This is a genomic window from Peterkaempfera podocarpi (assembly GCF_042466665.1).
GTDB lineage: Bacteria > Actinomycetota > Actinomycetes > Streptomycetales > Streptomycetaceae > Peterkaempfera > Peterkaempfera podocarpi.
The window spans coordinates 4,329,426-4,342,491 of the sequence record NZ_CP162102.1 but is presented as its reverse complement, the minus strand read 5'-3'; the positions used below and the strand labels follow the sequence as shown (position 1 = coordinate 4,342,491).

Here is a 13,066-nt window from a genome sequence, read left to right as displayed (position 1 = left end):
GGCCGGAAGCCCTTGTACTGGGTCGTACCTGGGCTTTCGGCCAACGCAGCGAGCGTGCGTGCCAGGGGGCACCTCCCGGCCGAAGGCCGGGGGAGCGTCGCGGCAGGGCAAAGGCCGGCGAGGGCGGCACTAGTTCCGGGGGTGCCCGTCGATCCGGGCGCGCAGCAGCTCCTCCACGATCAGAGCCACCCCGTCCTCGTCGTTGCGCGCGGTGTGCCGCCCGGTCGCCGCCAGCACCTCGGGATGGGCGTTGGCCACCGCGTAGGCGGTGCCCGCCCAGGCCAGCATCGGCAGATCGTTGGGCATGTCGCCGAAGGCCACCACATCCTCCGCCGTCGCCCCCCGCTCCTGGCACCAGCGGGCCAGCGTGCTGGCCTTGGACACCCCGGTGGCGCTGATCTCCAGCAGCGCCACCGAACTGGACCGGGTGAACTCCGCCAGCTCCCCGGCGGCCTCCCGGGCCTTCAGCAGGAAGATGTCAGGGTCCAGCTCCGGGTGCCGGGCCAGGACCTTGAAGACGCTGTGGCCGTCCGCCGCCGCCAGCAGTTCCTCGGCCGGGGCGATCCGGTGCACCGCTTCTGAGTCCCACATCAGCGCCGGGTACTCCGGCTCGTGCGAGAAGCCGGTCGGGTACTCGAAGGCGAAGGTCGTGCCCGGCAGTGCCGACCGCAGCCGCTCCACCACCGCCAGTGCGTCGTCCGCGCGCAGTGGATAGCTCTGCAGCAGCATCCGCCGCCGTACGTCGTAGACGGCGCCGCCGTTGGAGCAGATCGCCACTCCGTGCCCGCCGATGTGGTCGCTCACCGAGTCCATCCAGCGCGGCGGCCGACCGGTCACAAAGACGATGCACAGCCCCGCCCGCTCGGCCGCCTCCAGCGCGGCCTGGGTCCGGGGGGAGATCGTGCCGTCGCTGCGCAGCAGGGTTCCGTCGAGGTCGGTGGCGACGATGCGGGGCCGGTGGGTGCGGGCCGTCCCGGCGTGCACGGCCTGGATGTGCTGCCGGTCTGGGGTGGGTGAGGTGGTGGTCACCGCACCATCCTCGCCCACCGGCGGCCGATGTGGTCATCCTGTGGTGGCGCTGCCGTGCGTCTCAAGAATCACATCACCGCGACCGCACCGCCGCGCCCGAACCGCACCGGGTCATGTCACCAGGGTCAGGGGGACGCCGCCGGCTGCGGCGCCGAGCAGGGTGAGCTCTGCGTTTCCCGGTCCGGCGGGGGTGGTGCCGTCGCTGAGGACGGCGAGGGCGAGGGTGTTGTGGCCGTGGGGGTCGAGGATCCCGTTGGGCAGGACGAAGGTGTGCTGGGGGCCGACGTCGTTGATGTACTGGCCGAGGTTCCAGCCGTTGAGGAAGAGCTGGATGCGGTAGGCGTGCGCGGGGTCGTCGGTGAGGGTGAGGCCGAGGGAGGCGTCGGTGCCGTGGGGTACGGCGAGGCGGAAGTCGGTGCGGTACCAGGTGACGCCCTGGCGGGTGCCGGTGTGGGGGAGGGTGGTCGGCTGCCAGTGGCGGTCGTCGTGGTGGGGGAGGTGCCAGCCGGCGCGTTCGCCGTGCAGGCCGCCGGTGTTGAGCGGGCCGCGCAGCGGGTCGGCGGGCCCTGCGCCCTGGATCCGCCAGGTCAGCGCCGGGGCCGGGCCGGAGCCGGAGGCAGGGGCGAAGGCGGCCGAGACGAGCCCGCGGGCCGTCTTGTGGGCGTCGTTGGCGCCGCCGTCCTCGTCGTGCGCCATCGGGCGGACCAGTACGGCCAGTACATGCCGGCCCGTGCCGTGCAGCGCTCCCGCGGGCACGGGGAAGGATGCCGTGGCGGACCAGCGGCGCACCCCGGTCTGCTCCTTGGTGGGGACGGGCATCCGGTGGGCGCCCAGCGGGGTGCCGTCCAGCCAGGCCATGAGGAGGCCCTGGGTGCCGGTCCGGTAGGCGAGCTCGACCGTGGCGCTGTCGACCGGTCCGGTGAAGGTGGTGCGGTACCAGACGTCGCCGTAGTGGAAGCCGTAGTCGTCGGCGAAGAGCACCGGGCCGCCCGCCGGCACCGGGGTGGGGCTGTGGGAGGTCCGGCGGTCGGCCACCGCCCAGGCGGAGTCGTCATAGCCGGGCTCGGACTCGGGGTTCTCCTCGGCCCGGCGCCAGCCGGTGAGCTTCGGCAGGGCGAAGGAGGCGGGCCCGGGCAGCTGATGACGGGCCGTCAGACTGCCCGAGGGCGACATGGCGACCGGGACGGGACGGCCGTTCCAGAGCACGGCCTCGATCCCGCGCGGCGCCCAGACCTCCAGACCGCTCGGGGCGGTGGTGTCCCCGGTGAGACGCACGGCGGTCCCCCGCACCTCGACGTCGCGCAGCAGCGCCGGACCGTGCACCAACACGGGGCCCGAGGCGGTGTCGTGGCGCCAGAGCGCGGCGGAGGCGTCGTCGTCGGCCAGGAGCAGCAGCAGGGGTGAGGGGTGGCCGTCCCCGGAGATGTGCAGCCGGGTGAGGCCGGAGAGGGTCGCGGTGATCCTCAGCAGCCCGGCGGAGGCGTCGTACGAGGTCTGCGCGGCGCCGTCGAGGACGCTGACGGTGGGGCGCCGGGAGCAGGCCAGGGCCAGCTCGACGGTGTCCTTGGGGCGGGAGACCAGTACGGCGATGTCCTGGCGTCCGGACTTCTGCTGGAGCATGGGCTGGGCGGTGGTCCAGCGCAGCAGCCGCGAGCCGAGGGTGAGCTCGGTGGCGAGCAGCCTGGCGTCCCGGGCCGGGATGCGGACCGGGACGTTGCGGGTGCCGGTGGCCGTGGGCAGCGGCAGTGTGACCTCGCGGTCGGTGGCGGCGTCATTGCGGGCCACCAGGATGTGAGCCGAGCCGGCGTGGTCGGCCAGGTGGTAGAGGACGACATCGGGGTCGCCCGTGTCGCCGCGGCCGACCCGGTCCAGGCGGGCGAGGCCGGGCACGGTGGCGAGCAGATAGCCGAGCTGTTTCATCGGGGGGATCTTCGAGGTGAGGTTGCGGGCCTCGTCGATGGCGGCGCCGTAGTCGTAGGAGGTGTACACCGCGGGGGCGGGGAGCCAGCCCCAGGAGGTCCCGCCGAAGGTCATGTAGACGTTGTGGACGGTGATGCCGTTGGCCAGGTTGGTGAGGTAGAAGCGGCGTTCATAGGCGGCGTCGCGGGTCGCCCTGGCGCCGGCGTAGCCCTGTCCGTCGAACTCCGCGCCGCCCCAGCAGTCGAACCAGCCGCCGCCGAACTCGGCGAGGAAGCCGGGGGTGCCGGGGCTGGCGGTGGAGCCGCCCTTGGCGCCGCCGCGGCCGAAGAGGCCCCAGTCGGGCGGGGTGTCGTCCGGGGAGGGGTAGCCGTCGAAGGCGTAGAGGTAGCGGCCGCTCTCCCCGTCGGTGGCGAAGGACCCGGGTGTCCAGTAGCCGTTGCGGCCCTTGTCGTTGTGGAACAGCGGCACCTCGATGCCGTCGGCGCGGACCTTGGCGTAGAGATGGGCCATGTAGCGGGCGCCGGTGCCGTCGTGCACATGGGCGGCGTACTCGTTCTCCAGCTGGTACAGCAGTACGGTGCCGCCGCCGGAGGTGTACTGGCGGGGTGCGATCACCGCGTTGACGGCGGTGAGCCACTGGTCGACATGGCCGAGGTAGGTCGGGTCGTCGGTGCGGGCGGTGCCGGCGGTGGCGGTGAGCCAGCCGGGGTAGCCGCCGGCGTCCACCTCGGCGTTGATGTAGGGGCCGGGGCGGACGATGACATGGAGGCCCTCCTCGGCCGCCATGTCGAGCATCGCTCCCAGGTCGCGTACGCCGGTGAAGTCATAGGTCCCCGGTGCGGGGGAGTGGTAGTTCCAGGAGACGTAGATGCAGACGGTGTTGTAGCCGCTCGCCCGGAACTTCTGCAGGATGTCGCGCCACAGGGAGGGGCTGGGCAGCCGGAAGGGGTGGAACTCCCCGGACCAGACCGCGATACGGCGTCCGTCCAGCAGCACGGAGTGGCGGTCGAAACCGACGGTGTGCGCCGCCGGGCGCCCGCCCTGCGCGGGGTGCTCCTTGTCCATCGCCCGGCTGACACCGACAGCCACCGTGGCTCCGGTCGCCAGACCTGCCGCGCCGCCCCCTATGAGCAGACCGAAGCGCCTGCGGCTGAACTCCACGACTGCCTCCACGGCGACCAGGATCAGGCGTCCGTGACTCGGAAACCCGTGCGGATACGCACTGGGCCCGAAGCGTACAACCCGCCCCGGAAGCACCCGGTGGACCCGTGCACCCCACCGTCCCCCGCGCTCCCATCGAGGTATCGCGCTGTCGACCAACCGGCGCAACGCTTGGGGCGCCCAGGAAGGAACGATTCTTCACGGCGTGCGGGGAGCACCCCGGACAGGCGGCCCGCACAACCGCGTCGCGGCACCCCGGGCGCCCGTCCCCTCGGCCGGGCCGCGTTCACCCGGTGCAGCGCCCGGTCGCCGGCACAGGGAGAGCCCGCTGCGGTATGCGCCCGAGTGGCGGGTATGTCCTGGACGAGCCGTGGTTCGGGGCGGTGCCCACACTCACGGCGGCCGCGACGGCGACCGAGCGGCTGCGCCTCGGCACCCTGGTGACCTCAGTCAAGCCTCGTTCGCCTATCGCAGCCTGAGCTGCGGAAACGCTCATCCGGAGCGTCCGGGCCTCGCTCCGGCTCAGATCGCGATGAGTCGGACACCGCCGCCGCAGAGCTTCGCCATGTCATCGACGTCCGAGGTCAACATGACCACCGGCCCCGGTTGGCGCAGAGCCATCTCGGCGACTGTCGCGTCGATCGCGTACTTGTGGCCGTGCAGGCCGGTCTGCTTCAGCAGTTTGGCTGAGGCCCTTGCGGCCTGCTCCGTGACCGCCTCGACCTTGACCCGGGAGAGGGCCCAGTTCAGCCGGGCTTCGTTCACGCGTGCGTGCGTGACTTCCACGATGGTGTTCGCGCCGACGACGAAGTCGGCACCCATGGCGTGGAACACCTGGAGCATCGCCAGCACGCCCCGGTCCTGTGTGATCCACGAGGACAGTCCCTGAGCGTCCAACACCACGGTCTCGAAGCGCTCGGTCACGCAGCGCTCGCCGAACCTGCCGTCCCGGCGGAGCCGAAGATCCTCGCGTGCGCCTCGGACAGCTCCGCATCGGTGAACTGGCCCTGCTCCTCCTGGTAGCGGCGGAGATCGTCCGCGAGCAGTTGGTGCCGGATTTGGCGGGCGACGGCTTCCGCGACGTATCCGGACACGTTGTCGGTGAGCTTCTTGAGCTCGGCCACCTGTTCCGTCGGGAGCGTGACGGTGATGCGCGTGGTTGCTGACATGAGGCAAGCATACTGCGATATGCGCCCGACGCGGTGGGCTTCTCTCGACGTAGGGTCGCCAGTATGCGCTTGAGTACGGTGATCCTCCCCATCCATCGGTGGGCCGAGGGGCAGAAGATCTGGCGGCGGGCCGAGGAACTCGGCTTCCACGCCGCGTACACCTACGACCACCTGTCGTGGCGGTCGTTCCGGGACGAGCCGTGGTTCGGGGCGGTGCCCACACTCACGGCGGCCGCGACGGCGACCGAGCGGCTGCGCCTCGGCACCCTGGTGACCTCGCCGAACTTCCGCCACCCGGTGACCCTCGCCAAGGAGCTGGTCTCGGTGGACGACGTGTCCGGCGGCCGTCTGACGGTCGGGATCGGGGCCGGCGGGGTCGGGTACGACGCGACGGCGATGGGGCAGCAGGCCTGGTCGCCGAAGGAGCGCGCGGAGCGGTTCGGCGAGTTCCTGCCGCTGCTGGACAAGCTGCTCACCCAGGACGCGACCACCGAGAGCGGCACCTACTACTCGGCGTCCGAGGCCCGCAACATCCCCGGGTGTGTGCAACGGCCCCGGGTGCCGTTCTATGTGGCCGCCACCGGCCCGCGCGGGCTGAGGCTCGCCGCCGAGTACGGGCAGGGCTGGGTGACCTACGGCGACCCGCGCGGCCCGGCGGATGTGCCGATGGAGCAGGCACCCGCGGTGATCGCGGGGCAGCTGGAGAAGCTGGCCGCCGCCTGCGAGGCCCAGGGCCGCGACCTGGCAGAGCTGGAGAAGGTGCTGCTGCACGGCTCCACGGTCGAGAAGCCGCTCGTCTCGTTGGACGCCTTCGTCGACTGGGCCGGCCGCTACCAGGAACTGGGCATGACCGAGCTGGTGATCCACTGGCCGGTGCCGGACTCGATCTTCGAGGCAGACCTCGCCGTCTTCGAGCAGATCGCAACGGAGGGCCTGGCGCAGCTCGGCTGAGGAGTGCCGGAACGGGGCCGCGCGACGCCGGGGTGTGCGGTCGGGCAGCCCCGGCACCGGCCTTCCGCGCCGCCGCGACCGCCCGTCGCCGCGGCGGCGCCGCAGTGGCCCCGCACCGCGGCCGGTGAACCCCGCGCCGTGCGGTGGGAACTCCTCCGCGCCGGTCCCGCCCAAGCGGCGATCATGCCTCCGACCTGCCGGAGGTCCGCCCGCGGGGCGGAAGGAGGCCTTGTACGGGGGTGCCAGATAACGATCCGTACGGCAGCAATCGAGCAGTTGCGGACAGCTCAGACATAGTGCGTTGTAGGCGACCTGACAGATCGCGATAATCGGCCCTTGACCGCGTTCGGGGGCTGACCAGGGGGATCAGGCGAGTCGGCCCGGACCGGTACCCATCCCTGACCCGCTGGGAGTACCCGTGCACCCGCCCGAGCCGGAGGCGGCAGCGCCACCGCCGTCCGACCCTCCACCAGTGACCTACGACGGCGGCGCCACCGCACCCCGCCGCCTGCCCAGAGCGGTGACGGTCGCACTGGCCACCGCGGGACTGCTGGCGGTCACCGCCGCCAGTGCCGCGGTGACGGTGGCGGTCGGCAGGCCGCCGCAGCACACCACCGCGGCGCAGGGGGCGCCGTCCGCATCGGCGTCGGCCTCCGCGTCGGCGTCTGCTGACGCGTCCGCCTCGGCGACCCCGCCCGCGCCGAGCTCGGCGCCGCCGTCGCCCAGCGCGAGCAAGACCCCGCGCTCCACCGTCACCGGACGGGTGTCGGGGGACGCCCACACCGGTGACCTGCGTTTCTTCCTGCTGCCCGTGCCCACGGACGCCGAGGTGTACGGGAACGGAGACGGGACGAAGCTGTCGCTCACGGCAGTCGCCGAGGACTTCGGCAACACCACCGAGACCAAGGGCATCCTGCGCGACTACGGATTCCGCTCCGCCGCCTACCGCGTCTACCGGACCGCGGACGGCTCCGCCGAGGTGACCTCCCGGCTGATCCGGTTCGGCAGCGCCAACAAGGCGAGCTGGTTCGTACAGGGCATGTCGATGAACGGGACCGCCTTCTCCGTACCCGGTGTGCCGGGTGCCCGCGGCTTCATCATCAAGCCGAAGCAGGAAGGGGAGACCGGCACACTGATCGGCCTGTTCCACCAGGGCGACGTGGAGGTCCAGATCGGCGTGGAGGTCAAGGGGACTCCGGACAAGTCCGTGCTCACCGACCTGCTGAAGCGCCAGCAGAAGCGCCTGCGAACCGGGCGCTGAGCCCGTGCCCCCCGCCCAGAGACCGTGGAGTGTCCCTTGAGCACCGATTCCGCGGAGCAGCGCGCTCCCGACGACGTCCCCGCCGACTTCGACCCCTGGAAGCCCTATCCGTCCGGTGAGGCGCCCGCCCTCGCCGCCGCGCCGGTACCCGCGCCCGCCGACGACGGGAAGCCGCCGGCCCGGCCCCGGTCATGGGGCCGCCGCACCGCACTGCTGATCGCCGCCTCCCTGGTGCTGGGCGTGCTCGCCGGGGGCGGGGTCGGCTACGCCGTGCAGTCCCACCGGCCGCCGACGCCGCTGCCCCCGCTGACGGCACCGCAGCCGCACTACCCGGCCGGGTCGCTGAACGCCGCGGCGGCCGCCGCAGCGGCACCCGCCGCGCAGGCCGTCGACGGCGACCTGCGCAAACTGCTGCTCAAGAAGCCCAAGGGCGTCAAGGACTGGGACTACCTCCCCGGCGAGGACGGCTGGATGTCCGCCGCCGACATGGCGCTGCTGTGGGGCGACTCGGACGATGCGTTCCGTGCCCTGCTGGGCGCCGGCTTCCGCCGCGCCGCAGAGGTCAGCTGGCGGGAGGGTGACACCGATGTACGGGTCCGGCTGATCCAGTACCAGCCAGGACATGCCTCGGAGACGTCCAAGGCCATCTCCGACGCCGAGAACTGCGGCAGCTTCAAGGACGACCCCTGCACCGAGCAGAAGATCCCCGGGACGGACACCGGGGTCGTCTACACCACCGACAAGAGCCAGGCCTATGCCGAGTCCACGGAGCGCTTCTACTTCGGGCTGGCCGTCGCACGCTACGGAGACGTGGTGATGCGCATCGATGTGCACTCGCCCAGGAAGGTGGACATCCGCCACGTGGCAGACCTCGCCAAGCGCCAGTGGGAGCTGCTGTGACCGACCTGCAGAACCCGAGCGGCCCCGCCGTGCCCGACGGCGCGCAGCTGCCGACCGGTGACCACCCCGACGGCCCGGGGCGTTCGCCGCTGCCGTCCCGAGCGGTGCCCCCGCTCGCCCGGCCCGCCGGCGCCGGGTGCTCCGGCCGGTCGCCGCCGTGGTGGCCGCAGCCCTGGCCGGCGTCGGCGTCGGCGAGGTGCTGCTGCACACCGCCTACCAGGACGACACCACCGCGGCAGCCGCCCCGGCGGCGACCGCGCCCACCGTGGCGCCCTCACCCGCCTGGGGCGGCCACTCCAACGGCAACCACTTCGGGTCGCTGCGCGACCTGCTGCTGCCGGTGCCGGACTCCTACACGCTCGGCCCCGACAGCGGCGGGTCCGGCAATGACGCCGAGCTCAACAGCAAGCAGCTGGCGTCCCGGGAGGAGGAGGCCCTCAAGACCGTCCCCAAGAAGAACCGCAAGACGGTCGAGAAGGCCTGGAAGTCGCTGCACCTGCGCGCCAGCGGACTGCGCACCTACCAGGACCGCAGCGGCGGCCTCATGGTGGAGATGCGGCTCGACCAGTTCAACCAGCAGGCCGTCGCCGCGGCCAGCGCCTTCAACGGGGCGGTGGTCGACGCCAGCGGCGCCTTCCGGCAGGGACCGGCCGTCGCCGGGCATCAGAACGCCCGCTGTGTGCTTCCGCCGCTCGAACCGTCGGCCAAGATCGACTTCATGACCTGCTTCGCCGCCGAGGGCGACCTCCTGATCTCCATGGACGTCACCGGCGTTACACCGCTGGACAAGGACGGAGCCGTGCAGCTGCTCAAGGCGCAGCTGGACCGTCTGGCACGCCCGGGAGCCGCAGTATGACGGACCAGCAGATCCCCGCCGCACTGGAAGCCGGTACGCAGGTCCTCGCTGCCGACCCCGGGGCACCGGTCGCCGACACCGAGCCGCAGCCGCCCCGCAACCGGCGCAGGCTGCGCACCGTGCTGCGCTGGGGCGCAGCCGTCCTGGTCCTCGGCCTCGCCGGCACCGAAGCCGCCATCGCCGTCACCACACCGGACCGCACCGACATCCCAGGGCTGCGGACCGCCCCGGACGGCCGCTACGCCTTCCCGGAACTGACGCTGCCGCCGCTGCCCTCCGGCAGGCCGAGCCCCTTCGCCAACGGCAACGACGGCCGCCACTGGGCAGATCTGCGCGGCCTGCTGCTGCCCGCGCCCAAGGAGGCGACGAACGTCACCACCTCCGCCAGGTCGAGCAGCGCGGACCAGGAGTGCAAGGCCTTCACCCTGCTCTTCACCGACTCCGCGAGGACCGGCCGCCAGATGAAGGAGAGCCTCTGCCGCCGCGGCGCGGGCCGCACCTGGACCACGCCCGACGGCACCCGCACCGAGATCCGGCTGGTGGGCTTTGGCTCCCAGGCGGAGTCGCAGGCCTTCTACTCCGCCATCTACGGCACCGGGGTGAAGACGGTCTCCAACAGCTTCGCCGCCGACAACGCCGACTTCCAGCTCCCGTCAGGCCTGGAGAGTCTGGCGCTGTCGGAGCCCAAGCAGATCGGCGGCAAGCAGCGCGACATCGTCCACGTCGTGGAACTGCGTGCCGGAGACCTGGTGGGCGCCGTGGTGATGAGCAACCCCGCGGGGGTGCCCGCGACCGCCTATCGGCAGGTGGTCACGGACCAGGGCGAGCTGCTCGGCTGAACGCCGCGCACTCCCGGCCCGGGGCCGTCCCCTAGGGGACGACCCCGGGCGGGTACGCCTCAGGGAGCAGGAGGTGATCACCTTCCCAGGGCATGTCGCTGCGGCCCCGGGACCGCTAGGTTCTGAGCGTGTCGTCAGTCATCACCACGGACAGTCTCACCAAGAGCTTCCCCGGGTCACCGCGCTGGACCGGCTCACAGTCGATGTGCAGCCCGGTGTGGTCGGCCTGGTCGGATCCAATGGCGCGGGCAAGTCCACGCTGATCAAGATCCTGCTCGGGCTGGCTCCCGCCACCTCCGGCACCGCCCGCGTCCTCGGCCTGGACGTCGCGACCGACGGTCCCGCCATCCGGGAGCGGGTCGGCTACATGCCGGAGCACGACTGCCTGCCGCCGGATGTCTCGGCGACCGAGTTCGTCGTCCACATGGCGCGGATGTCGGGGCTGCCGGCGGCCGCGGCCCGCGAGCGCACCGCCGACACCCTGCGCCATGTCGGTCTGTACGAGGAGCGCTACCGGCCCATCGGCGGCTACTCCACCGGCATGAAGCAGCGGGTCAAGCTCGCCCAGGCGCTGGTCCACGACCCCCAGCTGGTGCTGCTGGACGAGCCCACCAACGGGCTCGACCCGGTGGGCCGTGACGACATGCTCGGCCTGATCCGCCGCATCCACACCGACTTCGGCATCTCCGTGCTGGTCACCTCGCACCTGCTGGGCGAGCTGGAGCGGACCTGCGACCACCTGGTCGTCATCGACGGCGGGCGGCTGCTGCGCTCCTCGTCCACCGCGTCCTTCACCGAGGCCATCCAGCTGCTGGCCGTCGAGGTTGCCGCCGACGACGTGGAGCCGGGCACCGACGCCGACCCCGACAGCGCGGTGCGCGACCGGCTGACGGCGGCCGGGCTGACCGTGCGGCCCGACACCGCCGCGGGCGAACTGGGCGGCCGGATCATGCTGGTGGAGATCGCGGACGACGACACCTACGACATCGTCCGCGACACCGTGGCCGACCTCGGCCTGGGCCTGGTCCGCATGGAGCAGCGCCGCCACCGGGTCGTGGAGATCTTCCACGACGGCGACACCGACCACCTCGACGACCAGCACAAGGAGGGTTCCGCAGATGTCGGTGCCGTCTGAGGCCGCAGCCGCCGCCACCCCGCGGACCGGGGTGATCCACAACATCGGGTACCGCAACTACACCGGTCCGCGCCTGGGCCGCAGCTATGCCACCCGGTCGCTCTTCGTGCAGAGCCTGCGCGGCGCCTACGGACTCGGCCGCTCCGCCAAGTCCAAGGTGCTGCCCATGGTGCTGCTGGGCGCGATGTGCGTCCCCGCGCTGATCATCGTGGCGCTTGCGGTCTCCACCAACGCGGAGAAGCTGGCGACGGACTACCCGTCCTACCTCTCCAGCACCAGCACCCTGTTCGGCATCTTCCTCGCCGCACAGGCACCGGTGGCGCTCTCCCGCGACCTGCGGTTCATGACCGTGCCGCTGTACTTCTCCCGGCCGCTCACCCGCACCGACTACGTGCGGGCCAAGTTCGCCGCGATGACGGCCGCGCTGCTGATCCTCACCGGGCTGCCGGTGGTCATCCTCTACCTCGGCGCCCTGCTGGCCGGTATGGACGTGGGCCACAACACCGCCCACGCCCTCTACGGCCTGGGCACCGCGCTGCTCTACTCCGTCCTCTACGCCGCCGTCGGACTGGTGGTGGCAGCGGCCACCCCGCGGCGCGGCTTCGGAGTGGCGGCCATCATCGGCGTCCTGGTCGTCTCCACCACCGTGGCCGGTATCGCCTGGGCCCTGATCGGCGGCCCCACCGGCTCGCCCAACGCCAACTGGGCCGGGCTGCTCTCCCCGTCCACCCTGGTCGACTCGCTCTCCACCTGGCTGTTCCGGCTGCCGCAGGGCGACGGACCGAGCTGGCCGCCGAGCAACGGCGGCATCGTCTTCCTCGCCGAGTTCATCGTGATCGCCGCGGCCTCCTACGGGCTGCTGCTGCGCCGCTACCGGAAGTTCTGACAGGGAGTCAGCCAAGCCATGGCCACCATCAGCATCGACGGCGTCTCCCGCTGGTTCGGCAACGTCGTCGCCGTGAACGACATCACCATGCAGATCGGCCCCGGCGTCACCGGTCTGCTCGGCCCCAACGGCGCCGGCAAGTCCACCCTCATCCACATGATGAGCGGATTCCTGGCGCCGTCCGCCGGCTCCGTCACCCTCGACGGGCAGCCCATCTGGCGCAACCAGCAGGTCTACCGGCAGATCGGACTCGTCCCGGAGCGGGAGTCCATGTACGACTTCCTCACGGGCCGGCAGTTCGTGCTGGCCAACGCGGAGCTGCACGGGCTGCCCGACCCGGGGGCGGCCGCCGCGCGGGCGCTGGCCACCGTGGAGATGGAGTACGCCCAGGACCGCAGGACCGGCACCTACTCCAAGGGTATGAAGCAGCGGGTCAAGATGGCCTCCGCGCTGGTCCACGACCCCGCGGTGCTGCTGCTGGACGAGCCCTTCAACGGCATGGACCCCCGCCAGCGCCTCCATCTGATGGAGCTGCTGCGCCGCTTCGGCGCCGACGGGCGCACCGTCCTCTTCTCCTCGCACATCCTGGAGGAGGTCGAGCAGCTCGCCCGGCACATCGAGGTGGTGGTCGCCGGCCGGCACGCGGCATCCGGCGACTTCCGCCGGATCCGCCGGCTGATGACCGACCGCCCGCACCGCTATCTGGTGCGGTCCAGCGACGACCGGGCGCTCGCCGCGGCACTGATCGCGGACGGCTCCACCGCCGGCATCGAGCTGGACGGGCAGGAGAAGGCGCTGCGCGTCCAGGCCGTGGACTTCCACCGCTTCACCCGGCTGCTGCCGCGCGTCGCCCATGAGGCGGGCATCCGGCTCTACACCGTCGCACCGGCGGACGAGTCCCTGGAGAGCGTCTTCTCCTACCTCGTCGCTTCCTGACCTGTCGTCAGAATCCCTACCCA

At 72.1% G+C, this 13,066-nt stretch carries 11 protein-coding genes and 1 pseudogene; 8 read left to right on the top strand and 4 right to left on the bottom strand.

What is annotated here, in order from left to right; translation table 11 throughout:
* Positions 1–129 precede the first annotated feature (129 nt).
* The 4 genes from AB0761_RS19035 to AB0761_RS19020 all read right to left on the bottom strand — a co-directional run bounded on the left by AB0761_RS19035 (position 130) and on the right by AB0761_RS19020 (position 5,279).
* On the bottom strand, positions 130–1,029 hold the full coding sequence (locus AB0761_RS19035) for an HAD family hydrolase (RefSeq protein ID WP_377270264.1): 900 nt from the start codon (positions 1,027–1,029) through the stop codon (positions 130–132).
* A gap of 111 nt (positions 1,030–1,140) precedes the next feature.
* Positions 1,141–4,110 carry a beta-galactosidase gene (locus AB0761_RS19030; protein ID WP_377274209.1) on the bottom strand — a complete coding sequence of 990 codons (2,970 nt, stop codon included), beginning with the start codon at positions 4,108–4,110 and terminating at the stop codon, positions 1,141–1,143.
* 522 nt (positions 4,111–4,632) lie between these two features.
* Positions 4,633–5,034, bottom strand: coding sequence for a DNA-binding protein (locus AB0761_RS19025; RefSeq protein ID WP_377270263.1), 402 nt, complete (start codon positions 5,032–5,034; stop codon positions 4,633–4,635).
* Positions 5,031–5,279 carry a hypothetical protein gene (locus AB0761_RS19020; RefSeq protein WP_377270262.1) on the bottom strand — a complete coding sequence of 83 codons (249 nt, stop codon included), beginning with the start codon at positions 5,277–5,279 and terminating at the stop codon, positions 5,031–5,033. Before AB0761_RS19020 ends, AB0761_RS19025 begins: the two co-directional genes overlap by 4 nt.
* 63 nt (positions 5,280–5,342) lie before the next feature.
* Between AB0761_RS19020 and AB0761_RS19015 the strand changes: the two genes are divergently transcribed.
* From AB0761_RS19015 to AB0761_RS18980, 8 genes and pseudogenes are all read left to right on the top strand, one after another.
* Complete coding sequence (locus tag AB0761_RS19015; protein WP_377270261.1) at positions 5,343–6,230, top strand: LLM class flavin-dependent oxidoreductase; 888 nt, start codon at positions 5,343–5,345, stop codon at positions 6,228–6,230.
* 472 nt (positions 6,231–6,702) lie between these two features.
* Entirely contained in the window at positions 6,703–7,491 is a 789-nt protein-coding gene (locus AB0761_RS19010) for a hypothetical protein (RefSeq protein WP_377270260.1), read from the top strand.
* A gap of 36 nt (positions 7,492–7,527) precedes the next feature.
* Positions 7,528–8,391: a hypothetical protein gene (locus tag AB0761_RS19005; RefSeq protein ID WP_377270259.1), complete on the top strand. Its 864-nt coding sequence runs from the start codon at positions 7,528–7,530 to the stop codon at positions 8,389–8,391.
* A gap of 157 nt (positions 8,392–8,548) precedes the next feature.
* Positions 8,549–9,247: a hypothetical protein gene (locus AB0761_RS19000; protein WP_377270258.1), complete on the top strand. Its 699-nt coding sequence runs from the start codon at positions 8,549–8,551 to the stop codon at positions 9,245–9,247.
* On the top strand, positions 9,244–10,086 hold the full coding sequence (locus AB0761_RS18995; protein ID WP_377270257.1) for a hypothetical protein: 843 nt from the start codon (positions 9,244–9,246) through the stop codon (positions 10,084–10,086). Before AB0761_RS19000 ends, AB0761_RS18995 begins: the two co-directional genes overlap by 4 nt.
* Positions 10,087–10,214: 128 nt before the next feature.
* Positions 10,215–11,221, top strand: a pseudogene (locus AB0761_RS18990) (ABC transporter ATP-binding protein).
* Positions 11,205–12,107 carry an ABC transporter permease gene (locus AB0761_RS18985; RefSeq protein ID WP_377270256.1) on the top strand — a complete coding sequence of 301 codons (903 nt, stop codon included), beginning with the start codon at positions 11,205–11,207 and terminating at the stop codon, positions 12,105–12,107. Before AB0761_RS18990 ends, AB0761_RS18985 begins: the two are co-directional and overlap by 17 nt.
* A gap of 18 nt (positions 12,108–12,125) precedes the next feature.
* Complete coding sequence (locus AB0761_RS18980; protein ID WP_377270255.1) at positions 12,126–13,043, top strand: ABC transporter ATP-binding protein; 918 nt, start codon at positions 12,126–12,128, stop codon at positions 13,041–13,043.
* Positions 13,044–13,066: the final 23 nt, after the last annotated feature.